The organism is Frischella japonica, assembly GCF_014489845.1.
Classification (GTDB): Bacteria; Pseudomonadota; Gammaproteobacteria; order Enterobacterales; family Orbaceae; genus Frischella; species Frischella japonica.
Genome location: NZ_JABURY010000003.1, coordinates 1 through 24,771 on the forward strand (window position 1 = coordinate 1; position 24,771 = coordinate 24,771).

Sequence of the window (24,771 nt, forward strand, 5' to 3'; positions counted from 1 at the left end):
GCGATGTTGCGGTGGTCCCACCTGACCCATGCCGAACTCAGAAGTGAAACGCCGTGGAGCCGATGGTAGTGTGGGGATTTCCCCATGTGAGAGTAGGTCACCGCCAGACTATCAATTCAATATTTTTTCATTAATTCTGCTATATCTTATTATAAATTTTCAATGCTCCCTTATTTTATAAAATATTCATAATTTTCCCTTTAGTTAGCGACAATTTTATATCATATTTAATGTTATACCTTTCAATGATGTTTTTTCTATACCAATGGTTTACCTTAATTCTGATATATGTAACAATCTAACCTAAGTAAAGGTTTATTTTGAGGTAGTCGGTGATTGATCATGATGGCTACCGTCCAAATGTAGGAATTATTATTTGTAATCGACAGGGTCAGGTATTATGGGCGCGTCGTTTTGGTCAAAATTCTTGGCAGTTTCCTCAGGGCGGAATTAATAATAATGAAACTCCTGAACAAGCTATGTTTAGGGAATTAAATGAAGAAGTTGGCTTATTGCCTAAAGATGTAAAAATTCTATCAGTGACTAATGGATGGTTAAGGTATAAATTACCCAAACGGATGATACGTTGGGAGAATGAACCCATTTGTATTGGTCAGAAACAAAAATGGTTTCTTCTGGAATTAGTATCTGATGTTTCAGCGATTAATTTAGCTGCGACACAGATGCCTGAATTTGATGATTGGTGTTGGGTCAGCTATTGGTATCCAGTCAGGCAAGTCATTTCTTTTAAACGTGATGTTTATCGTAAAGCGATGAAAGAATTTTCTTCATCAGTTTTTTCGATACAAAGCGAAAAAAAAGAAATGCCTATTCAAAACACGACTGAAGTTCCTAAAGTCAATAATTCTGTACATAAGAAGCGTTTTAGTTTCTTTGCACATAAACGTAAAAAGAAGAAGTATGTAAAAAAATGAAACATTATTTATCTTTTCCTAATTTTGACCCCATTATATTTTCAATTGGCCCTGTTTCCTTACATTGGTATGGTGCTATGTATTTATTTGGTGTATTAGGGGCATGGTTATTAGCTAATATCCGAATTAAAAAAGACCACAATAGTTGGACTAAAGAGCAAGTTGAAAATTTATTATTTTGGGGATTTCTTGGTTTGTTTATTGGAGGAAGAGTTGGGTATATACTCTTTTACAATTTTAAAGTTTTTCTTGCTGATCCACTAGTGCTATTTCGTGTATGGGAAGGTGGTATGTCATTTCACGGAGGTTTAATTGGGACATTAGTGGTTATTGGACTTTTTGCAGTAAAAACGCATAAACGTTTTTTTGATGTTTCTGATTTTGTTGCACCGTTAATTCCACTAGGCTTAATGTTTGGCCGTTTAGGTAATTTTATAAATGGTGAATTATGGGGACGCGTTACAACTTCTCCTGTTGGAATGTTATTTCCAACGTCAAATTTTGCTGATCTTGCCTATGTCAAAAGTCATCCAGAATGGACTGAACTATTTGTTAATTGCGGTTATATTTTGCCTCGTCATCCTTCTCAACTTTATGAAATGGTTTTTGAAGGAATAATCCTTTTTATACTTTTGAATGTGTTTATTCGTAAATCTAGACCTACAGGAAGCGTATCAGGATTATTTTTATTATTATATGGTATTTTCAGATTTGTAATTGAATTTTTTAGACAACCCGATGAACAATTAGGTCTGTTCTTTAATATTATCAGTATGGGGCAAATTTTATGCCTACCAATGATTATTTTTGGAATAATATTTTTCTATTTTGCGTATAAATCCCCAAATGGTTTAAAATATTAAACCTAAATTTGTATTACCCATTGTTAAAATGTATTTATAGGATTAAAAATGAAACAATATTTAGCACTTATGCAAAAAATTTTAGAAGAAGGAACGCCAAAGTCAGATCGTACTGGCACCGGAACATTGTCAATTTTTGGCTATCAAATGCGTTTTAATTTGCAAGAAGGTTTTCCGTTAGTCACCACAAAGAAATGTCATTTACGTTCAATTATCCATGAATTACTTTGGTTTTTAAAAGGTGACACGAATATTCAATATTTGAAAGATAATAAAGTTACAATTTGGGATGAATGGGCAGATGAAAATGGAAATTTAGGACCTGTTTATGGCAAACAGTGGCGTTCGTGGCAAGCATCTGATGGTCGTCAAATTGATCAAATTAGTCAAGTTATTGAACAAATAAAAAACGATCCTGATTCACGTCGAATTATTGTTTCAGCTTGGAATGTTGGCGAATTAGAGCAAATGGCGCTTGCACCTTGTCATGCATTTTTCCAATTTTATGTAGCGAATGGTAAATTATCTTGCCAACTTTATCAACGTTCTTGTGATGTGTTTCTCGGTTTACCTTTTAATATTGCTAGTTATGCATTATTAGTACATATGATAGCTCAACAATGTAATTTGGAGGTTGGCGACTTTGTTTGGACAGGTGGCGATACTCACTTATATTCCAATCATATGGAACAAACTCAATTACAATTAAGTAGAGAACCAAGAGTGTTACCAAAACTAGTTATCAAAAGAAAACCACCTACAATTTTTGATTACGAATTCGAAGACTTTGCAATTGAGGGCTATGATCCTTATCCAGCAATTAAAGCGCCAGTGGCGGTATGATGTATTATTATTTATGCGGCAATGTTAGCCGCATAGAAACTTTTTATGTGATAAAAATTTCCCGCTAGAAATAAAATTTTTTGTATGGGCATTCAAAGACTATTTATGGATAAGTATGAAATTAGCTTAACTCTATGCTAAACTAAGCGCCATTATATTGAGTATTAATAAATTATAATGCAAAAGTTAAACCGTGTTATTTTATATTGTCGTTCAGGTTTTGAGAAAGAGTGTGCCGCAGAAATTACAGATAAGGCTGCTGAATTAGGGATTTATGGTTTTACTAAATCCTTACCATCAAGTGCTTATGTTGAATTTGAATGCTATCAAGCAGATGAAGCGGAAAAGTTAATCAAAATGATTAATTTTAAAACGCTTATTTTTGCTAGACAAATATTTGTTGCGGGAGCGCAATTAACTGAACTATCTAATCAAGATAGAATTACGCCGTTGATTGAGGCCATTCAAGGTAATATTTCTCGTGCCGGATCCTTGCGTGTTGAAATTCCAGATACTAATGAGGCTAAAGAATTAGCAAATTTTTGTCGAAAGTTTACCGTACCTTTAAGGCAAGCTTTACGTGCAAATCAAATTTTATTGAAAGTTGAAAACCCGTCAAAACCGGTTATTCATATTTTATTTATTAACAGCACTAGCTGTTTTATTGGTTACTCATATAGTAATAATAATTCGCCATTTTATATGGGAATTCCAAGGTTAAAATTCCCGCCAGATGCACCTAGTCGTTCTACTTTGAAATTAGAAGAAGCTTTTCATGTTTTTATTCCATATGAAGAATGGGATGAACGTTTAAAAGGTGGCATGAATGCCGTTGATTTAGGAGCTAGTCCTGGTGGTTGGACTTATCAACTTGTCAAACGGAGTATGATGGTTAGTGCTGTTGACAATGGTCCAATGGATAAATTGCTAATGGAATCAGGACAAGTTAAACATTATCAAGAAGATGGTTTTAAATTTCGACCAAAAAAGAATAGTATCTATTGGTTAGTTTGTGATATGGTAGAAAAGCCGACAAAAGTGACCGCATTAATGGTTGATTGGTTAGTTAACGGTTTATGTCGTGAAACTATTTTCAATTTAAAATTACCCATGAAAAAACGTTATGAAGAAGTAAAACAAAATATGTTATTTCTGGAACAACAATTAAAAGAACATCGAGTTAATGCCCAGATTCAAGCGAAACAGCTTTATCATGATCGTGAAGAAATTACGATACATGTTCAACGTATTTGGGGATAAGTTACCTTAAGGTATAACAATGATTTAATTAATACTATTAATTTTCATAGTAAATATTATCTAAATTAAAACTTTTTTACTGTATCAGTTGTTAATTATTGCCTACACAATTCAATAAACGAAAGAGATTTTATAATGATTAAGTTGCAAAGATTGTCAGGTTTTCCTTCTGCATGGTTAAATTTTATTAAAGTAAGTTTGATTGCAATATTGATTAGTTTTTTAACAGGATGTCCTAGTTATATTCCTAAGCAAATAAGTTATGATCAAACTAAAAATGCGCAGTATTATCTATCTCAAGCTGAAAACGTTTCAGGTAATGAGAAAATTAATTGGCAGTTGCTCGCTATTCGGGCGTTGTTGCTTGAAAATAATGTTAAACAAGCAGTCCAATTATTTAATCAGCTTCCACAAAATTTAGATGCTGAGCAACTAAAAGAGAAGACCTTATTAGAAGGTGAAATTGCAGTAAAAACTAAACAAAAATTTGATTTTAAATCCATATCGCCGACAAGTTTAAGTGAAGAACAAACAATTCGTTACTATAAGATAAAGATTGACTTAGATGGTCTCAAAAAAGATTATAATGCCCAACTTCATGATTATATTGAACTTGAAAAATATGGCTCGGTTAACCAACGTCATGATACTATCAATAATACGTGGAATTTTTTAACTAATTTATCTGATAAAAAAATTAATCAAATTTTAATTTATGCAGATGATTATGTATTACAAGGGTGGATTGATTTACTCTATATTTATAAAAGCAATATAAAAATGTACGCTTTTAATAACCAAGATGATATTGATGCCGATGCGATAGCTAAATTGGAAGAGGAGCAATATCAAGCTCTCAAAAATGCTGTTAGTGAATGGCAAATACAATATTCAGGTCATCCTGCGGCAACTTATCTACCGAGAGATATTTACGGTGAAAAATATCATCTACCAGATGCTGCTGAAAATAGAAAAATTGCATTATTTCTACCATTAAGTGGTAAGTCTAAAATATTTGGTGAGACAATTCGGTTAGGTTATCAAGATGCTGCTAAAGCATCTTCGCCAGACTTGCAACAAGATATAAATTTTTACGATACCAATAGTGATTCTATTGAGAATTTAATCATACGAGCGAAGCAACAAGGTGCACAATTAATTGTAGGACCATTATTAAAACAAAATGTACAAACGCTATTGCAGTCTGCCAGCGATATTCCAGTGCTAGCATTAAATAAAATTGAAGATATTTCTTTATCGTCTGATTCAGCTACAAAAATCTGCTTTTTTGCTTTATCCCCAGAAGATGAAGCTAAAGATGCTGCGCAACATATTTATAATGAAAAGAAAAAACAACCATTATTGATTATTCCTCATAATAATCTTGGTGAACGTGTTGCTAAAAGTTTTGCTCAGCAATGGAATATCGCTCATCCGACATCAAGTCCCGTTTATGTTCAATATTTTGATTCAGCTGAAGAATTGAGTAAGAAAATGAATTCTGGCGTGGGTATTGAATTAGAGGGTGTGCCATTAATCACAGCAGATGTTGATCAGAATGGACAAGTTATGCCTAAAAAACAAGTTGAATTTGATGCTATTTATATTTATGCTTCGCATGAAGAGCTGACCTTAATTAAATCGATGCTTGAGATGAAATCAAGTGCAGGTAATAACTCTAAAAATACCAGTAGTGTCAAAACAAGTAAAAAAAATATTCCTGCGCTTTACGCGAGTTCTAGAAGTAATATTGCTAATACTACAACTGATTTTCGTTATGATATGGATCAATTACAACTAAGTGATATACCTCTAATTATCAAGCACGATGAATATTATTCGCAATTACCTGATTATATTAAAAATGATTATTCTTTGGCTCGTTTATATGCAATGGGATTTGATGCCTGGGCGCTATCAAGCCAATTTGATAATTTAGTACCTTATAAGAGCAAAAGTATTGATGGAAAAACAGGAAAATTATCCGTTGCCAATCAATGTGATATCTCTCGTAAATTATCATGGATCCGTTATCAAGATGGTAGTGAAATTGCGGTTGATTAATGTTAGATAAACGTCAATTAGGGCAATATTATGAAGCATTAGCATGCCGTACATTATGCTCTAATGGTTTAAAGTTAATCGCAAAAAATAGTCAATCTAGATTAGGTGAAATTGATCTGGTGATGCAGGATCAAGGGTGTTTGGTTTTTGTTGAAGTTCGTTATCGCAAAAATGATTTATTTGGTAATGCTACTTCAACGATAACGCGCGCGAAACAAATTAAAATTATCCATGCTGCTTATCATTGGATGTTTCAGCAGGATATTAACAGTGAGTTATGTGAATTTCGCTTTGATATCTTTACGTTTACAGGAAAAGATTGGCAATGGATAAAAAATGCCTTTTCTTTATAGAAATACAAGCGATCACAATCTGTGTGATATTATGAGAAATAGCGGTAATGTTAAGTACAATTAAAAATTATTTTACTGAAAGTATTCAAACTCAAATTGTGATGGCGGAAGCATTAAGTCAACCAATTGAGCAAGCTGCTAACATTATTATTAATGCCTTACTTAATGGTAATAAAGTGTTGAGTTGTGGTAATAGTATATCTGCGGCGAATGTACAAAATTTTACTGCTCAATTAGTGAGTGGTATTGATATTGAACGTCCTAGTATCCCTGCGATTGCATTAGTTAGTGATAATATTTTGATTAGTACGGTAGCAAATCATTACCATCAAGTAAATGATATTTACGCTAAACAGATTCAAGCATTAGCAATGCAAGATGATGTATTAATTATTCTTACCACTGACGGTAATGATAAATCAATTATTAGGGCAGTACAGGAAGCTGTTATTAAAGATCTACCTGTTATCGCCATTACTGGTTGTGATGGTGGTACCGTGGTAGGATTATTGGGTCAGAATGATATTGAAATTAGAATTCCTTCTCATAAAGAAAGAACAATATGTGAAATGCAGTTGTTGGTATTAAATTGCCTTTGTCAACTTATTGAGAATATGCTTTTTTTACGTTAAATCGTGTTGATTACTACTGCAAAGAAAATAAAAAAGCATGGTCGATTATATGGGTGAGCTTAAATACTAAATTGTATCAAGATTGCCTAACTAATTACAAAAATAGGGGATTGATTTGTGAAAAAAATAGTATTACTTATTTCAATAGTTACTGGCGCATTGATGTTACAAGGGTGTGTTGCAGCATTTATTGGTGCGGGAGCTGGGGTAGCGAAAATCGCCTCTGATCCTAGAACAACAGGTAAGCAGGTTGATGATACATCAATTGATTCAAAAATCAGCTTGAAGTTAAAAAATGAAGAAGAGTATTTTAAAGGTTCGCGTATTGTAGCTTCCTCTTATAATGGTAATGTTCTTCTTATCGGTCAGGCGAAATCACAAGCTGTTATTAATCGAGCACTAGAATTGGCACATAGTGTTGACGGTGTGGCTAAAATTTATAATCAAATACGAGTTGGAAATATTGTGGGAGCTGGAACCATGGCAAATGATGCATGGATCACAACGCATGTGAAAGCTAATTTAATCGCAAATAAAGAGACTAAAGCTCGTGATATAAAAGTTATTACAGAAGATGGTGAAGTTTTCTTATTGGGTATTGTTAACCACAATGAAGGCGATATTGCTGCTGAAATAGCAAGTAAAACGGCAAAGGTTAAATTGGTCACAAAAATTTTCACTTATGTGGATTAACTTGAAAATAAATTACAAACGAGATAGCCCCATAGTTAGGGGCTTTAAAATGATTGTTTTAACTAGCGTTCAATTATTTTATGCATAAAAATGTGTTATAGGTGAGTTTTTATTCAATTAGTTCATTGATGCTAAATTTTTTATTTTATTTATGATATTTTGCACCCCTAACTGACGGGATTCACTTAATTCATCAATAATTTTTAATCGCTTCAATACTGCGGCAAAATCAAATTCTGCTATTTCGACCGCGGTTTTACCGTTAGCTAAAATTAGTAAAATAGTCATCAAGCCTTTAACAATACGACCTTCACTATCACCATAAAAATTGAGTTGGTGTTGACTATTTTTTTCTACTATTAACCAAACATGATTTTCACAGCCATATATTTGATTTTCAATTGATCGAGCTTCTTCGGGTAAGATTGGCATCAGTTTAGCTAGTTTTATTATTTCTCGGTAGCGATCTTGCCAAGTATTGAGGGTTGAAAACAAAGCATATAACTGATCTTGGGTGACTAAGGGCATAATATTTAAATTATAATCAATGTAGTACTATGATTGTAACATAGTTGAAAAATAATCAGTAAAATTAAATATGCTACAATTAATGACAAGGCATAACGTTTCAATTAATAAAATTTTTCAAAAAGATAAAATGAGGCTGTTAAATAAGTCTATCATTTTAATATTGATAATGCATTTTCAACCGCAAAAAGAAATTTATCTGCATCAGTTTGTGAATTATATGGCATAAAGGATGCTCGAATCACACCTTTACAATTTAGGGCTTTTATCAAAGGTTGTGCACACAATTCGCCATTTCGAATGGCAATATTTTGTTCCGTAAGTAAAATGGCAATATCATCATGATGAATATCAGTAAAAGAGAAACTTAACAGAGGACTATTTGCTCTACTATGTATTTTGATATTTGGCAATGCACATAATTTTTTATAGGTATATCTCACTAAATCAATTGTGTATCGCTCGGCAGTATTACTATCTAGGGTTTTTAACCAATCTAATACCGCATAAAAGCCAATTACTGCAGCAATATTTGGCGTGCCAGCTTCAAATTTATACGGAAGATTAGCCGGTTTAAAATCAGTAAAGGAGGTAGTTTTGAGCATTTTCCCCCCGCCTTGCCAACAATTCATTTGTTGTAATAATTCTGATTTACCGTATAGCACGCCCAAACCTGTTGGTCCATATAATTTATGGGCAGAAAAAGTATAAAAATCGATGTCATATCGTTGAACATCCATGGCATCATGAATGACACCTTGTGCACCATCGACGACAATGATTGCGTTGTATTGATGAGCTAGTTGGCTAATTTTAGCTATATTAGGTTGATATCCAGTAACATTTGACATTTGTGTAACAGCAATAATGCGAGTTTTATTTGTCATCAATAATTGTAGATGTTGGGTGGATAATGTACCGTCTGCTTCAATTTCCCATTTAATTACTTTTGCGCCTGTTTGTTCGGCCACTTGTAACCAAGGAATGAGATTACTATGATGTTCTAGTTCACTGACAATAATTTCATCACCTGATTGTAAACGATTTCGTGCATAACTCTGAGCTACAAGGTTAATTGACTCAGTCGCCCCTTTAGTCCAGATAATTTCATGATTAAATGGTGCATTAATTAAATCAGCAGCCAGTACTCTCGCTAATTCATATTGTGCATCTAAGGCTAGTGCTTGGGAATGTTTACTTCTTAATACTGTAGTGGCATTAAGATAGTAACGATTAGTAGCTTCAATCATGACTAACGGTTTTAAAGCTGTAGCTGCAGAATCAAGATAAATCCCTTCAGATTGTAGAGAAGGAAATTGTGAACGAAAAAAGATAGGATCAAAATTCATTTCGTTAACTCAAGTCCGGCAATACCATTCCAATAACCATTACAATCGTGTTTAGATATAATTTTGATTGGAACTTGACCCGTTTCGTTAGCTTTAAACTGTTGCAACATTGCTAAGGTTTCAATTCCCTGTGGCGATAAACGGACAATATCGACTAAACCTTGCATATCTTTTAGATTATTACCTAAATTGTAACAATAACCACTTTGAGTTTGGATACCGTTAAGTACAAAAACTTTCTGTTGCTCTTGAGAAAAAACCTCACGACCAGTAGGATATTTGATACAACATGTTTCACATTTATCTTTTGGTCTATCTTCAGAGCGCGCAGTAAAACAGCGTGCAGAATAAGCTAATGGAAGGTAACCATAACTAAATACTTCTATTTCAAATTGACGTTGAATTTTAAGTGATTCAAATTGATGTAATACATTGAGTAACCAATCGCGTGATAATTCGACAGGCATGCACCATCGAATCATCCCCTGTTTTTGTAATAACTTAAGTGTCAATGCGTTATAACAGTTAATTGCCGGGCCGGCGACAAAAGGTAATCGGTGTTCTTGCGCTAAATTGATAGCGGCTAAGTCATTTGCTTCAATAAGGAATTCACCATTATTGACTAATTGGCGCATTTCATTAATTTCCGATGCCGCTTCCAATAGCGCTAATGTTGATAATATAACTTGTTTACCCGAATTAGATACTTCTTTTGCTAAAGCGATCCAGTCGGCAACTTTCATTTCACGACGTTTAGTGCAAACCGTCTCACCCATATAAATAATATCGGCCTCACTTTGCATCGCCGCGTGATAAAATTTTTCTGTTTCGATTTTAGGCCAATAATATAAAATTGGACCTAAGGCATATTTCATAAAACTTCCCTTAAGAATAAAGACTAATGTTGCTCAATAGGTATCTTATTGCCATTTACGATGATAGGCCCCTAAAGTTGTTTGACTACCTTCTGACACTGAGCCTAGTATATCCATCCATTGTTTTTCAGCTTGATAAGCATGAGGATTCATCAAATAGCGATCAATTGCCTGACGCCAGACTCTAGTCACTTGCTCGACGTAGGCGGGGCTACGCTGACGACCCTCAATTTTTACTGATGCAATATTGGCAGAAAATAAATCTGGTAATAGTTCAATCGTATTTAAACTTGTTGGTTCTTCAATCGGGTGGTATAAGGTATTTTCAACAAAATAACGACCTTTACATAAAGTTGGGTAACCCGCATTTTCACCTTTCTTATGGCAATCTATTAACACATTGTTTAAACGCGATTCTAATCCGCGTTCGGTTTCCTCCCAGCGGACAAATTTTGCAGGCGAACAAGCACCAACAGTATTCGGTGATTCTCCTGTTAAATAAGAGGAAAGGTAACAACGACCTTCCGCCATAATACATAGACTTCCAAAAGCGAACACTTCCAGTGGAATTGGCGATACTTGGGCTAATTGCTTAACTTGATGGATTGATAATACTCGAGGTAGCACAATACGATGTGGTTTAAAATTATTATGGTAAAACTTGATTGATTCAATGTTTGTTGATGAAGCTTGAACAGATACATGACGTTCAATATCGGGATATTTTTCAGCCGCATAATCAAGTATTGCTAAATCAGCTAAGATTAGGGCATCAGCGCCAATATTTGCTGCCATATCAACGGCATTTTGCCAGCGAGAGAAATTATCAGGATGAGCAAAAGTATTTATCGCAATATGCAATTTTTTACCTTTCCTGTGAACATAATCTGATGCTTCGAATAGTCGTTTTTCATTAAAATTTAGTCCAGCGAAATGGCGAGCATTGGTATCATCTTTTAAACCAATATAAACAGCATCAGCGCCATTATCAATTGCAGTTTTTAGTGCTGGTAAAGAACCAGCAGGACATAAGAGTTCCATAAATAATTATTCCTCAAATATAACCTTAATATTATGCAATAAAACCTTAGTCATTGCGAATATAAAATCGTGTAATTATCGAGATAAAAGAATTCGTTAAGACAATCTGAGAAATATTATATATGATTTTATCCATGCTTTGATTAAGTACATAATAGCAGTATTAGATTAATCGTTGATAATCATATGTTAATTTATATCACGAAGAATTATTGTGCGATATTGTTATTTTGACGTAGTAATTTTTAACTGTATTTCTAAAATATTGCGAATTGTATCGTAAAAATTAGCTAATTTTCTGATCTTTTGACTAATTATTGGTAATTTAAATAAATAATAGTTATAGCCCAAATATATTATGTCGAAACGAAAAATTACTTTAAAGGCAATTGCTCAGCGTGCTGGATTATCAATAGCTTCGGTTTCCAGAGTGATACACACACCACATTTAACGCATCGGGATACCCAGAGTCGGGTTAATCAAGCTATTTCAGAACTCAATTTTGATGCAAAAGAATTGTTCAAAAATTATCACGCTGTTAACCAAAGTAATACAATTTTAGTCATTGATAATCAACTTATTCCGAATAGTTTGATTAATCATGGTATTGAATATAAAGCAAAAATGGAAGGGTATAAATTGCTTTATTTACGATTTATTTATTTTAACGAAAACGAGATTCAACAAATTATTAGTTATACCATCAATCATCATTTAGATGGTATTTTAATCATCAATGATTCGCCTTATTTAAAGCGCCTATTACAATTTCAACATGCATTACCACCGATAGTATTAATTAACCAATTTTCAATGAGTTTACCTTGTATTTATTTCGATCATTTATCCATTGGTTATCAAGCAACTGAATATTTGCTGAGCTTAGGTCACAGGAATATTGCGATATTATTGGCGGAGGAAGAACGTAATGAGGTTTATCAACTGTTCAACGGCTATCAACAAGCCTTAGCTCGGGCGAATATAATGGTAAATGATAAATTAATTGCTTATCAATCAGTTAGTTATTCAGCATGTAAAACTGCTTTAAGAACAATGATGAGCAGCACACAACCACCATCAGCAATCATATGTACTGATTGCTTAAGTTTAAATTTTCTCGATCGAGAGCAACAATCTAATAGTTCATCTGGTTATAGCATTAGTACAGAAAGTGCTATTTGTGGTGTCATTGATCAATGTCGAGCAATGAAAATTAATATTCCGGAACGATTATCTTTGTTACAGTTTGTACATGATAATTCCCATAAACCTTATCAACCATTGAACCATATTACCGCGATTTATAAACCACTATTTGAAATGGGAGAACAAGCTATGCTGTTATTAGTTTCAATGCTGAATTGTGATCAACCGATTCGTCTGGCAAAAATGATTGAATGTGAACTAATCATTCGTCATTCAACGACTAAATTAAATCAATAATAATAGTCAGATAAAATATCTTCTGGCGTTAGGTCTATTTTTGTATTAGCTGTCTTTGATGTTAGTCACAGTGCTGATAATTTTTCCTGACAATAGCTTTGTAGTGATTGTTTCACCTACTTTAATATTATTGGTACTCGTAATAACATGTTGCTGATAGTCAGTGGTAATAGAATAACCACGTTCTAATGTTGCTAATGGACTAACCATATTCAATTGTGAGGTTTGAATAACAAATTGATGTTTAGCATTTTGTAGCTGTAAGTTAATATTGGTAAGTAATTGCTGTTTTTTTTGAGAAATTGTTTGCTGATAACGTTCAATATGATACTTGGGTGTTAATCGTTGTATATTTTGAGTTAAATGATTTAGTTTATTACTATGACTTAGCAACGTTTGCTTTATAGCTAGATGTAGCGCTTGACGTTGAGCCAGCAATAGTGTCTGTTGTTTTACAAGCTTAACTTGTGGATGTTGGGTTTGTAATCGGTGACGTATGGTTTGTAAGTGTTGATTTTTTATTAGCAGTACATGATCAATTGCCATGGCAAGATGTTGCTCTAGCACTTTCAAATCTTTCATTTGATCATGTTTATCACGACTAATCAATTCTGCAGCAGCAGATGGCGTAGCTGCTCGTAAATCGGCAACAAAATCGGCAATAGTGAAATCGATTTCATGACCAACAGCGCTAATAATGGGTAATTGACTATTAAAAATGGATCTGGCAACAACCTCTTCATTAAATGGCCATAAATCTTCCAATGATCCCCCTCCACGACCAACTATTAACACATCACATTCATGTCGTTGATTGGCTATTTCAATCATTCTTGCAATTTGAGCCGCAGCACCGTCGCCTTGTACTAGAGATGGGTAAATTATAATCGCTAAACTTGGATCACGACGGTTAAGAATTTGGCAAATATCATGTAAAGCTGCACCGGTTGAAGAGGTTACTATACCCACAGTTTGAATATTTTTAGGAATCGGTTGCTTGTGAGAGATTTCAAATAACCCTTCTTGTTGTAATTTCTGTTTGAGCTGTTCAAATCGTTGTTGGAGTAAACCAGCTCCAGCTAGTTGTAATTTATCGATGACTAACTGATATTCACCTCTTGCTTCATAAAGTGTTACTGATGCACTGACCAAAACTTGTTGACCATTGTGTGGGGTGAATCCAGTTCGAAAGTTGCTATTTCGAAACATAGCACATCGAACCTGTGCTGCCTCATCTTTTAATGTAAAATACCAATGACCTGATGTCGGTTTAGAAAAGTTAGATATTTCGCCGATTAACCAAATTTGACCGATACTATCGGTTAGTAAATCTTTGACCATTTGATTGAGGTCTTTAACAGACAAAATTGCACTATTACCTAACATAAATACCCTTTATCAGCAAACCTTTTTGTTTGATTAATTAAAATATTTTATAAATTAATGCTATTACGGTTTTGGGAACGCAGTCATTAATTTTATACATTGCTTTTTTTATACAATCTCATTAATTCATATCTTGATAAGTGATACGTTTATAGACGTTTGTTAACTTAGTTTTTAGTTCTATAAAACATTGGTTATAATCACTTTATAAATACAAATCAACAGTCAAACTCAGCCCAAATTGGTGCGTGGTCAGAGGGTTTATCCATACCCCGAATTTCAAGATCAATGCCTGTATTGATACAGTATTGTGTTAACTGCTGACTGGCTAATATCAAATCAATTCTTAGTCCCGTATTAGTATCAAAGCCACGAGAGCGGTAATCGAACCATGAATATTGTTTATTCAGTGGATTTTGCGAGCGGAAAGTATCGACAAAGCCAAGTTGAAAAATTTGCGCCATCCATTGGCGTTCCTCTGGTAAAAATGAACATTTACCCGTTTTTAACCAACGTTTTTTACTCTCTTCTGACAAGCCTATATCTAAATCGGTCGGACTAATATTCATATCACCCATGATAATGGTTAATTGTTGATTAAGGGCAGCCGTCTGCAAATAATCAAATAAATCTTGGTAAAATTTCTGTTTAGTAGGAAATTTAATCGGGTGTTCTCGGTTATCTCCTTGAGGAAAGTAACCATTAATAATTGTAATTTCACCGAGCTTACTGGGTATTTTGATTTCAATTAAGCGGCATTGTGCATCGTCGGTATCGGTCGGTAATCCATAACGTACGGTATTTGCTACTTGTTTGGTTAATAACGCAACACCATAATGACTTTTTTGACCATGGTAATACATGTGATAGCCTAAATGTTCTAGCTCTGCAATTGGAAACAGCTCATTATGAACTTTGGTTTCTTGTAAGCCGATTACGTCGGGTTGATATTTATTGATAATAGCTTCAAGTTGATGAATTCTTGCTCTTAGGCTGTTAATGTTAAACGAAATAAATTTCATAGATAAAAAAATGAATGACTAAAGTTATTCATCATGCTAGCAAAAATCCGTTATACTGTTAAGTGGATTAAATTAATATTAGAGTTTTAGGCAGATGAGAAATTAAAGTTTTATTTCACATTAGGTTATTTATGTACTAGGTTTAATCTAATAGGTTATGACTGTATTTATTGGTTTGACTAAAAAATTAAGATAGTAACCCACGAAGACTAACTAAGATTGAATGTAGAGACTTGGATTGTGGGATTCTTAATGGTCTTTAGCTGCGAATTTATGCTAGGTAGTTACGCAATCTTTTATCTTAATTGCTTAATAAATATTTATATAGTTATGGTAAAAAAAGAATATCTTATTTTGATAAATTGGTAAAGGAATGGAGTTAACGTTAATGCATTTTGCAGTATTCTTAATACAATAACATATTATTAAAACGTATTTGGGGTTTTTATGTCGGTAGAATTAAACAGTTTACGTGATAAGATTGATGAAATCGATCAAGCAATTTTATCTTTAATTGCCAAGCGACTGGAATTAGTTGCACAAGTCGGGGAAGTAAAAAGCTTGCATGGTCTACCGATTTATGATCCCAAACGCGAATCTACAATGCTAGCAAAACGACGTTATGAAGCTGAACAGGCAGGTATTCCGCCTAATTTAATTGAGGATATTCTTCGACGTCTTATGCGGGAATCGTACATTAGTGAAAATGATAAAGGTTTTAAGAAGGTTTATAGTGGTCAGGGATCTGTAGTAATCGTTGGTGGTAATGGGCAAATGGGCAGGCTTTTTACTCGTTTATTCACACTGTCAGGTTATTATGTAAAAATATTGGGTTCAAAAAATATGCATCAAGCTACAGAAATGGTCGCTGATGCAGCAGTAGTGATTATTACTGTACCAATTAATAAAACAGTTGAAATAATTAATCAATTACCGGAACTACCACATGATTGTATCTTAACGGATTTTACTTCAATAAAACAAATCCCATTACAAACTATGTTAAATAAACATCGCGGTCCTGTTGTCGGGTTGCACCCTATGTTCGGTCCTGATGTGCCTAATTTAGCAAAGCAAGTTATTGTCTATTGTGACGGACGGCAGGTTGAAAAATATCAATGGCTGATTGAACAGATGAAAATTTGGGGGGCAATTCTTTATCCTATTACTGCTAGCGAACATGATAAATGCATGTCATTTATTCAAGCATTACGTCATTTTACTTCATTTACATATGGTGTAAATTTACAGCAAGAACAGGCTAATTTGGAGCAACTTATTGCATTATCTTCACCGATTTATCGTTTAGAGTTGATGATGGTTGGGCGGTTATTTGCACAAGATCCACAGCTTTATGCGGATATCATAATGTCATCTGAGCAAAATATTGAGTTAATTAAACATTACTATCAACGATTTGGTGAAATGGTACAATTAATTGATCAGGGTGATAAGCAGCAGTTTATCAAGCATTTTAATCAGGTTACCGAATGGTTCGGTGATTATGCTCAACGATTTATAAAAGAAAGCCAATCTTTATTAAAATTAGCAAATGACAATCGTGCTTAATTTTAGGAAATGAGCCAATATTATAAGCTAGCTCTAGTTTTGATAATGGGGATTAAAAATGATAAGTCTGTTTCAGTATCATCAATATCAGGGCAAATCTGTTTTAATAAAAGTGTTGCTGTGTGTTGACCCATTAGCTCAGCAGGTAACGCTACAGTTGTTAATGGAGGGACACAGACTTGACTAAATTCACTGTCACCAAACCCACATACAGCCAATTGATAAGGGACTCGAATATGGCGGCGATGGCATTCGTTAAGTACTCCACCTGCTAATTCGTCAGTAGTACAAATTAAAGCGTCAAGTTCGGGCCAATTTAAAAGCATTTCTGGTAGCAATTCACTTCCAGTGGCAAAGCTAGCTGGTTTAGCTGCATTGATAATTCTATGCGTAGGTAGATGATGAGCTAACATTGCTCGATGCCAACCATGCAATCGTTGTTGAAAAAGATGATATTGTTGATTAGCACACAATAATCCAATATGTCGATAACCTTGTTTGATAACGTACTCTGTTAACATTAACATTGCTAAACTATCATCAGGTTGAATATTGATATTGATACAAGAGTAAGATTGAATACCGATGTTTATTATCGGTAATGTTTTACGGTGAACAATTTTTTCAATTATAGTTGGATTTTCTACATAGAATAATACAATAGCGGCAAGATTCTGACTGTACAGTGCATTGATTAATTGTGCTTCGTTTTTATGATAGTGATATGTTTCAATAATTAAGGTGGTGTAACCATCTTTAGCTAAACTTGTTTGTAACGAATTAAGTAAAATTCTCGTTGAATGGTCACAAATTTTAGTGGTGACGACTGCAATTAATCGATTGGCAGATGCCGACGCTAATAAGCTCGCCACAACGTTCGGTTTATAACCTAAATCATCTATAGCTGTTTGTATTTTCTTGCGCAATTTATCAGAAACTCGCTCTGGTGTACGTAATGCCCTTGATACGGTCATGGTGCCCACGCCAGCATATTTGGCCACATCAAATAATGTAATTTGTCCAGTGTTGCGACGTTTCTTCGTATCTTGCATTTTTTTTCCTATTGCAGCAAAACTAATAATATATTTTGACTATAACTCATTGCTAAATGACATGAATATAAATTAATGCTTTGACATATGGTAAGTCAATTTTTGAAATAATAATCAATAATGTTATCTTAGACTGTAACCATTCTTATTTTCTTTTCAATATATAAAGATGTTATCTGTATCACAGAATTGTTAAAAATTTAATTATTTTTTGATAGCGCTATCACAATTTTTATATTCTTTAATTTTTATTGTTACATAGTATGCTAACTTTTTAATAGAAAATCACAATAATGGCTTTATTGGAGGAAAAATGCTAGCAAAATGGTTAACGCAACAAACGGTAAATGTTGTTGAGTCAGTAGATGATTGGAAACAAGCCATTAGGCTTTGTGCATCACCATTATTAGAAAATAATGCTATTACACCAGCTTATATCGAAGCAATTTTTCAATTGCACGAAACAATTGGTCCGTATTATGTATTAGCACCCGGTATTGCAATGCCACATGCTAGACCAGAACAAGGCGTTAATCGACTTGGGTTATCCATGTTGTTAGTGAAAAAAGGGGTAAAATTTAATTCGTCGGAGAATGATCCTGTTTACTTAATCACTTTATTAGCAGCGAATGATAGTTCTAGTCATGTTGATATGTTAACTCAATTAGCCGCATTATTCGCTGAATCCAAGGACATCGAAACAATATTTAAGGCACAAGACCGAGAGCAAGTCTTGGCAGTAATTAATCGTTATTAACACTTATAGTTATAGGTAAAAGGATAAACACTATGAAAATTATGGCAGTTTGTGGTTCTGGTCTTGGTAGTAGTTTTATGGTTGAAATGAATACTAAAAAAGTTTTGAAAAAGTTAGCGATTGATGCTGAAGTTACTCATGCAGATCTTGCATCGGCAACACCTGATCAGGCTGATTTATTTATCATGACTAAAGATTTAGCTGCAAGTTCGGGTATTCCCGCAGATAAATTAGTCGTTTTGAACAATATTATTGATATCAACGAGTTGGAAGCTAAGCTTGTTGAACATTTTGCTAAGCAATAATCAAATTTATGAGGTGTTGCTATGATTCAAGAAGTCGTGAAATTTATCGTTGATATTTTAAAAGTACCCGCGGTATTAGTTGGGATTATTGCGATGATCGGACTAATAGCGCAACGTAAATCATTTGCCGATACAGTTAAAGGAACAGTTAAAACGATTCTCGGTTTTTTGGTGTTAGGAGGTGGTGCTGGTGTCGTCGTTAACTCAATTACACCGCTAGGTGAAATGTTTGAACATGCTTTTAATTTAAAAGGTTTTGTTCCGAATAATGAAGCGATAGTATCAATGGCTATGAAAGAATATGGTGTGACAACTGCATTGATCATGGCATTTGGAATGGTAGCCAATATTGTGGTAGCCCGCTTCACTCGTTTAAAATTCATTTTTCTAACTGGTCATCATACTTTTTATATGGCTTGTATGATTAGTATTATTTTGACCGTAGCCGGTTTTACAGATTGGCAGTTAGTCTTTACTGGAGCTTTAGTACTTGGTTTAATAATGGCTTTCTTTCCAGCGCTAGCACAATCTCAAATGCGTAAAATTACGGGTAATGATGATGTTGCTTTTGGTCATTTCGGTACATTAGGTTATGTCATAGCTGGCTCGTTAGGACAATTAGTCGGTAAAGGATCGCGTTCGACAGAAGAGATGAATCTCCCTAAAAACTTGAGTTTTTTACGTGATAGCTCGATTTCGATATCATTAACCATGATGGTCATCTACTTGATTTTGGCAATTTGCGCTGGACCTGAATATATAAATACTAAACTCAGTCACGGCGATAACTATTTAGTTTATTCTATTATTCAGGCAATTACTTTTGCTGCGGGTGTCTTTATCATTCTACAAGGCGTACGTTTAATTCTTGCGGAAATTGTGCCGGCTTTCACTGGATTTTCTGAAAAATTAGTGCCAAATGCTAAACCTGCTTTGGATTGCCCGGTTGTATTTCCTTATGCGCCAAATGCCGTATTGATTGGTTTTATGTTTAGTTTTCTCGGTGGTTTGGTTGGATTATTTGTCTTAGGGCAACTAAAATTATCACTTATTTTACCTGGGGTAGTTCCGCATTTCTTTTGTGGTGCAACGGCTGGCGTATTTGGGAATGCGATGGGCGGGCGTCGAGGGGCAATGCTTGGTGGATTTGTTAATGGTTTATTGGTCACATTTTTACCTGTTTTGCTATTACCCGTATTAGGTTCTATCGGTTTTGGCAATACGACTACATTTTCTGATGTTGATTTCTGCGGTGTTGGTATTATTATCGGTTATATGGCTGAATGGTTCAATAAAGATATCATTATGGGGATTATTGTGGCAATTTTTGCTTTGCTTGTAATATATAACTATACCGTGAAACCAAAGAAAAGTAATAACGAAGCATAAATTTTAGTTAGTTTAAGAAATGTTATTATTATATAGTAACGGCAAGAGAGTATATTTCTTACAGTTTTTAATCATAGATTAATAATTTTATATGGCTCAAGTGAATTGAGCCTTTTTTATTTGGTGGTAGACATTCTTTTTTACTTAATAAAAGTGCTTTTAAAATATTCACAGGTAAAAAAGAATTTTCACTATTAAGTAATGTCAGTATTCCTTTTCGATAGAACATATTTAAACGTGTTTTATGGTTATAAACTCGCTGTAGTTTTGTTATCCCATAATTGCTTATAGCGTAAAATATGAGCAATCAGTCAAGCTGTAGACAAAGTAAATAATTTAAACATATCGATAATTATCAACAATAAAATTAATAGGTTATAAATTAATTAATAAAAGTTTCTTGAAATTTTTTTTGATATTAATTTTTAAAATAGGTTATTAAAATCATTATCAAATTTGTAGGCAAATAGAGTACTTAACCATCATATGGTTTGTTATTAAATGATTTAAAGTAATGGGTTAATGTTTTCTTTATCCGACTAAGTCCTATAAAAAAATGATTTTTCAGCGAAAAAACTAATAAATAAAGTTTGTATCGATTATTAGAAAAAATAAGAAAGTAATTTCTTAATATGCGATTAAATCCCCAGTTAAAAAATTGTAACCCATTGATATAATTTACATTTATTGCAAATCCTTTATACTATTTTTAATTCCAATCAAGGTGTTGGTGATTAATCTTTTAGCGAAATGGTAGAGGGATAGATGATGAGTTATACTTTGCATACAATACAACAATGGTATCCAGAAGATGATTGGTTTTGGGAAAGAACGGGTAAAAAAATTGCAAATCGTAATTTAAAAATTTCAATTTGTTGCTTATTACTCAGTTTTTGTGTTTGGATGCTATTTAGTATTATTACTATTCATTTAAACGCAATTGGATTCCATTTTTCTAATACGCAATTATTTTTATTAACGGCTATTCCATCTATTTCTGGGGCAATTCTTCGGGTACCTTATTCATTTGTTATTCCAATTTTTGGTGGCCGATTTTGGACCGCATTTAGTACCTTTATTTTGATTATTCCTTGTCTATGGCTCGGATATGCGATTAAAAATCCGACTACGTCTTACAGCGAGTTTGTGTTAATTGCGTTGTTATGTGGTTTGGGTGGTGCTAATTATGCTTCAAGTATGGCAAATATCAGTTTCTTTTACCCTAAAGCACACTTAGGCGCGGCACTTGGTTTAAATGGTGGATTGGGTAGTTTAGGAGTTAGCGTCATTCAATTAGTCACATCTTTTATTATCTTTTTACCTATGTTTGATGAAAAATGGATATTATTGGCAAATGGTCAAAAAATTTGGTTGCAGAATGCGGCTTTAATTTGGGTACCGATACTGATTGTTTTATCGGCAATAGCATTATGGAAAATGAATGACTTACCTGGCATAAAAGCATCGTTTAAATTGCAATCGGTGGTATTGAAAGATAAAATGATGTGGATATTAAGTTTGCCATATTTAGCTACATTTGGATCTTTTATCGGTTTTTCCGCCGCCTTTGCGATGTTATCTAACACACTCTTTCCCGAAATCAATATAACCTATTTGGCTTTTTGGGGACCTTTGATTGGAGTGCTGGCGCGACCAATCGGTGGAGTGTTCGCCGATAAATTTAATGGTATTTATATGACTTTAATTAATTATATTTTAATGATTATTTTAGTCATATCTGTATTTTTATCTCTACCAAATATATTATCAATTGAGGGCTCATTCGTCGGTTTTTATAGCGCTTTTCTATTGATGTTTTTTATAGCTGGATTAGGTAGTGGCTCAACATTTCAAATGATTGCAACTATATTCCGCCAACATGTCATTGATCGATTAACACTAAAAGGTGTTAATCAAACATTAGCCACGAGAAATGCTATGACAGAAACTGCGGCAGCTTTAGGGTTTATATCAGCAATTGGTGCAATTGGTGGTTTTTTTATACCGCAGATATTTAGTTTATCATTGTTATTATTTAATTCTGTTTATTATGCTTTAATTGTATTTATTCTTTTTTATATTATTTGTACTATAATTACTAAATTTAGTATTAATAAATAATACTTAAGCTAACTAGATAAATTTTCTATATGTATATTGGGGCACCTAATGGTGCCCCTTTTTTATACGATTGATTTTAGCTATTGTTAATATCCGACTAAAATACTCAACTAAATACTTGACTAAAAAAAAAGGATATATACAATACGCGATTAAAATCAAAAAGGAAATAACTTATGAAATTAACATCAAAAGGTCGCTATGCAGTAACTGCAATGCTTGATGTTGCACTTCATTCAAAAAAAGGTCCTGTGTCGTTGGCGGATATATCAGTAAGGCAAGCGATTTCGTTGTCTTATCTTGAGCAATTATTCTCGCGTCTTAGAAAAAATGGCTTAGTCATCAGTGTTAGAGGTCCTGGTGGAGGCTATGTACTTGGTCGTAAAATGAATGAAATTGCCATCAGTTCGATTGTGAAAGCGGTTGATGAAACTGTCACTGCGACTAAGTGTCATGGCGAGGAAGGTTGTCAGGGTGGTGTTAAATGTTTAACCCATTCATTATGGAATGAGTTAAGTGAACGAATTGATAGTTTTTTAACGGGTATTACATTGAGTGAGCTCGTCAAAAGTGAAGATGTTAAAACTATCGCCGATAGACAAGATAATGTCATTCGAGTCAATCACCTTAACTGATTATGAGATATTGATTATTGGAGCGCTAAATGAAACTTCCAATTTATATGGATTATGCTGCAACAACTCCCGTTGATCCTCGGGTAGCAGAGAAAATGATGCAATATTTAACGCTGGATGGCATATTTGGTAACCCAGCGTCCCGTTCACATCGTTTTGGTTGGCAAGCTGAAGAGGCAGTTGATATTGCCCGTAATCAAATTGCTGATTTAATTGGTGCCGATGCTCGTGAGATCGTCTTTACTTCTGGTGCGACTGAAGCAGATAACTTAGCAATTAAAGGTGCGGCTCACTTTTACAAAGCCAAAGGTAAGCATATTATTACTTGTAAAACTGAACATAAAGCAGTATTAGACACTTGTCGTCAATTAGAACGTGAAGGCTATGAAGTTACTTATCTATCACCAGAAACAAATGGTTTAATTGACCTGAAGAAGCTAGAGCAAGCAATACGTGATGATACCATTGTGGTTTCTATTATGCATGTAAATAATGAAATCGGTATTATTCAGGATATCGAAAAAATCGGTGAATTATGTCGTAGTCGTGGTATTGTTTTTCATGTCGATGCGACACAAAGTGTTGGTAAATTACCGATCGATTTAACGAAGTTGAAAGTTGATTTAATGTCCTTTTCTAGTCACAAATTATATGGTCCTAAAGGTATTGGCGGCTTATATGTAAGACGTAAACCACGTATTCGTATTGAAGCACAGATGCATGGTGGCGGACATGAAAGAGGCATGCGCTCGGGAACTTTACCGGTACATCAAATTGTCGGTATGGGTGAAGCCTATCGTATCGCTAAGCAAGAAATGGATAGCGAGATGGCCCGCTTACAGGCATTAAAGCAACGTTTATGGAATGGTTTAAAAGATATTGATGAAGTCTATTTGAATGGTTCTATGGAGCATAGTGTCGCAAATATTTTAAATGTAAGTTTCGCTTATGTTGAAGGTGAATCTTTAATGATGGCATTAAAGGATTTAGCCGTTTCATCGGGTTCTGCTTGTACTTCTGCAAGTTTAGAGCCATCTTATGTATTACGCGCTCTAGGTTTAAATGATGAATTAGCACATAGTTCTATTCGTTTTTCGTTAGGTCGATTTAGTACCGAAGAAGAGGTCGATTATGTGATTAAGTTGTTACATGATTCGATTGGTAAATTACGCGATTTATCTCCATTATGGGAGATGTTCCAAGACGGTGTTGATTTATCGCAAATCAAATGGTCAGCCCATTAAAAACAGTTAAACGAGGAAAAATTATGGCATATAGTGACAAAGTTGTCGATCATTACGAAAATCCTCGTAATGTTGGTTCATTTGATAAAAATGATCCAAATGTTGGTAGTGGTATGGTTGGCGCACCAGCATGTGGTGATGTGATGCGTTTACAGATTAAGGTTAATGACAATGGTATTATTGAAGATGCAAAGTTTAAAACCTATGGTTGTGGTAGTGCTATTGCATCAAGCTCTTTAGTGACAGAGTGGATTAAAGGTAAGTCTTTAGATGAGGCGAGTGCGATTAAAAATACTGATATTGCTGAAGAGTTGGCGCTACCACCGGTAAAAATTCACTGTTCGATCTTGGCAGAAGATGCGATAAAAGCAGCCATTGAAGATTATAAAAGTAAGAAAAAATAATATCATT

Annotated in this window: 24 protein-coding genes and 1 rRNA gene; 18 read left to right on the forward strand and 7 right to left on the reverse strand. The window is 34.0% G+C overall.

Translation table 11 applies throughout. The features are described 5' to 3' along the window. The 9 genes from rrf to dolP all read left to right on the forward strand — a co-directional run. Window positions 1-109, forward strand: a 5S ribosomal RNA gene (rrf, locus tag FcAc13_RS00300); the annotation flags it as partial. A gap of 223 nt (window positions 110-332) precedes the next feature. Continuing rightward, on the forward strand, window positions 333-935 hold the full coding sequence (gene rppH, locus FcAc13_RS00305) for an RNA pyrophosphohydrolase (RefSeq protein ID WP_187754219.1): 603 nt from the start codon (window positions 333-335) through the stop codon (window positions 933-935). Next, complete coding sequence (gene lgt / locus FcAc13_RS00310) at window positions 932-1,798, forward strand: prolipoprotein diacylglyceryl transferase (RefSeq protein WP_187754220.1); 867 nt, start codon at window positions 932-934, stop codon at window positions 1,796-1,798. Before rppH ends, lgt begins: the two co-directional genes overlap by 4 nt. Before the next feature lie 48 nt (window positions 1,799-1,846). Then, a complete protein-coding gene (gene thyA, locus FcAc13_RS00315) occupies window positions 1,847-2,641 on the forward strand; it encodes a thymidylate synthase (RefSeq protein WP_187754221.1) in 795 nt (264 codons plus the stop codon). A 177-nt stretch (window positions 2,642-2,818) separates the two neighbouring features. Further along, window positions 2,819-3,901: a 23S rRNA (cytidine(2498)-2'-O)-methyltransferase RlmM gene (gene rlmM / locus FcAc13_RS00320; protein WP_187754222.1), complete on the forward strand. Its 1,083-nt coding sequence runs from the start codon at window positions 2,819-2,821 to the stop codon at window positions 3,899-3,901. A 135-nt stretch (window positions 3,902-4,036) separates the two neighbouring features. Then, window positions 4,037-5,965 carry a penicillin-binding protein activator gene (locus FcAc13_RS00325; RefSeq protein ID WP_187754223.1) on the forward strand — a complete coding sequence of 643 codons (1,929 nt, stop codon included), beginning with the start codon at window positions 4,037-4,039 and terminating at the stop codon, window positions 5,963-5,965. Continuing rightward, window positions 5,965-6,318, forward strand: coding sequence for a YraN family protein (locus FcAc13_RS00330; protein ID WP_187754224.1), 354 nt, complete (start codon window positions 5,965-5,967; stop codon window positions 6,316-6,318). Before FcAc13_RS00325 ends, FcAc13_RS00330 begins: the two co-directional genes overlap by 1 nt. A gap of 47 nt (window positions 6,319-6,365) precedes the next feature. Further along, window positions 6,366-6,950, forward strand: a complete 585-nt coding sequence (locus tag FcAc13_RS00335) for a D-sedoheptulose-7-phosphate isomerase (RefSeq protein ID WP_187754225.1) — start codon at window positions 6,366-6,368, stop codon at window positions 6,948-6,950. Window positions 6,951-7,067: 117 nt separating this feature from the next. Continuing rightward, a complete protein-coding gene (gene dolP, locus FcAc13_RS00340; protein WP_187754226.1) occupies window positions 7,068-7,643 on the forward strand; it encodes a division/outer membrane stress-associated lipid-binding lipoprotein in 576 nt (191 codons plus the stop codon). Between the two features lie 117 nt (window positions 7,644-7,760). On the opposite strand, the gene FcAc13_RS00345 is transcribed toward dolP, so the two are convergent. The 4 genes from FcAc13_RS00345 to ubiU all read right to left on the reverse strand — a co-directional run bounded on the left by FcAc13_RS00345 (window position 7,761) and on the right by ubiU (window position 11,436). After that, window positions 7,761-8,171, reverse strand: a complete 411-nt coding sequence (locus FcAc13_RS00345) for a SufE family protein (protein WP_187754227.1) — start codon at window positions 8,169-8,171, stop codon at window positions 7,761-7,763. A gap of 152 nt (window positions 8,172-8,323) precedes the next feature. Continuing rightward, window positions 8,324-9,520 carry a cysteine desulfurase CsdA gene (gene csdA, locus FcAc13_RS00350; RefSeq protein ID WP_187754228.1) on the reverse strand — a complete coding sequence of 399 codons (1,197 nt, stop codon included), beginning with the start codon at window positions 9,518-9,520 and terminating at the stop codon, window positions 8,324-8,326. Then, on the reverse strand, window positions 9,517-10,395 hold the full coding sequence (locus FcAc13_RS00355) for a U32 family peptidase (protein WP_187754229.1): 879 nt from the start codon (window positions 10,393-10,395) through the stop codon (window positions 9,517-9,519). Before FcAc13_RS00355 ends, csdA begins: the two co-directional genes overlap by 4 nt. Window positions 10,396-10,440: 45 nt before the next feature. Further along, window positions 10,441-11,436 (reverse strand): ubiquinone anaerobic biosynthesis protein UbiU, encoded by a 996-nt coding sequence (gene ubiU, locus FcAc13_RS00360; protein ID WP_187754230.1) that lies wholly within the window; start codon window positions 11,434-11,436, stop codon window positions 10,441-10,443. Window positions 11,437-11,794: 358 nt separating this feature from the next. Between ubiU and FcAc13_RS00365 the strand changes: the two genes are divergently transcribed. Continuing rightward, window positions 11,795-12,880 (forward strand): LacI family DNA-binding transcriptional regulator, encoded by a 1,086-nt coding sequence (locus FcAc13_RS00365; RefSeq protein WP_187754231.1) that lies wholly within the window; start codon window positions 11,795-11,797, stop codon window positions 12,878-12,880. 45 nt (window positions 12,881-12,925) lie between these two features. On the opposite strand, the gene xseA is transcribed toward FcAc13_RS00365, so the two are convergent. After that, window positions 12,926-14,266: an exodeoxyribonuclease VII large subunit gene (gene xseA / locus FcAc13_RS00370; RefSeq protein WP_187754232.1), complete on the reverse strand. Its 1,341-nt coding sequence runs from the start codon at window positions 14,264-14,266 to the stop codon at window positions 12,926-12,928. Window positions 14,267-14,484: 218 nt separating this feature from the next. Further along, window positions 14,485-15,288: an exodeoxyribonuclease III gene (xthA, locus tag FcAc13_RS00375; protein WP_187754233.1), complete on the reverse strand. Its 804-nt coding sequence runs from the start codon at window positions 15,286-15,288 to the stop codon at window positions 14,485-14,487. 447 nt (window positions 15,289-15,735) lie between these two features. Between xthA and tyrA the strand changes: the two genes are divergently transcribed. After that, window positions 15,736-16,857: a bifunctional chorismate mutase/prephenate dehydrogenase gene (gene tyrA, locus FcAc13_RS00380; RefSeq protein ID WP_187754234.1), complete on the forward strand. Its 1,122-nt coding sequence runs from the start codon at window positions 15,736-15,738 to the stop codon at window positions 16,855-16,857. Between the two features lie 20 nt (window positions 16,858-16,877). On the opposite strand, the gene FcAc13_RS00385 is transcribed toward tyrA, so the two are convergent. Then, window positions 16,878-17,909 (reverse strand): LacI family DNA-binding transcriptional regulator, encoded by a 1,032-nt coding sequence (locus tag FcAc13_RS00385; protein ID WP_187754235.1) that lies wholly within the window; start codon window positions 17,907-17,909, stop codon window positions 16,878-16,880. Between the two features lie 313 nt (window positions 17,910-18,222). On the opposite strand from FcAc13_RS00385, the gene FcAc13_RS00390 reads away from it, so the two are divergent. From FcAc13_RS00390 to iscU, 7 genes are all read left to right on the forward strand, one after another. Further along, window positions 18,223-18,666, forward strand: a complete 444-nt coding sequence (locus tag FcAc13_RS00390) for a PTS sugar transporter subunit IIA (RefSeq protein ID WP_187754236.1) — start codon at window positions 18,223-18,225, stop codon at window positions 18,664-18,666. 32 nt (window positions 18,667-18,698) lie between these two features. Next, window positions 18,699-18,971 carry a PTS sugar transporter subunit IIB gene (locus FcAc13_RS00395; protein WP_187754237.1) on the forward strand — a complete coding sequence of 91 codons (273 nt, stop codon included), beginning with the start codon at window positions 18,699-18,701 and terminating at the stop codon, window positions 18,969-18,971. Window positions 18,972-18,992: 21 nt separating this feature from the next. After that, window positions 18,993-20,360 (forward strand): PTS ascorbate transporter subunit IIC, encoded by a 1,368-nt coding sequence (gene ulaA / locus FcAc13_RS00400; RefSeq protein ID WP_187754238.1) that lies wholly within the window; start codon window positions 18,993-18,995, stop codon window positions 20,358-20,360. Between the two features lie 768 nt (window positions 20,361-21,128). After that, entirely contained in the window at window positions 21,129-22,481 is a 1,353-nt protein-coding gene (locus FcAc13_RS00405) for an MFS transporter (RefSeq protein WP_246415067.1), read from the forward strand. 176 nt (window positions 22,482-22,657) lie between these two features. Continuing rightward, complete coding sequence (gene iscR / locus FcAc13_RS00410) at window positions 22,658-23,116, forward strand: Fe-S cluster assembly transcriptional regulator IscR (RefSeq protein WP_187754240.1); 459 nt, start codon at window positions 22,658-22,660, stop codon at window positions 23,114-23,116. A 29-nt stretch (window positions 23,117-23,145) separates the two neighbouring features. Continuing rightward, the gene (locus tag FcAc13_RS00415; RefSeq protein ID WP_187754241.1) at window positions 23,146-24,360 is read left to right on the forward strand and encodes an IscS subfamily cysteine desulfurase; all 1,215 of its coding nucleotides are present in this window, start codon (window positions 23,146-23,148) and stop codon (window positions 24,358-24,360) included. 23 nt (window positions 24,361-24,383) lie between these two features. Continuing rightward, window positions 24,384-24,764 carry a Fe-S cluster assembly scaffold IscU gene (iscU, locus tag FcAc13_RS00420; RefSeq protein WP_187754242.1) on the forward strand — a complete coding sequence of 127 codons (381 nt, stop codon included), beginning with the start codon at window positions 24,384-24,386 and terminating at the stop codon, window positions 24,762-24,764. Window positions 24,765-24,771: the final 7 nt, after the last annotated feature.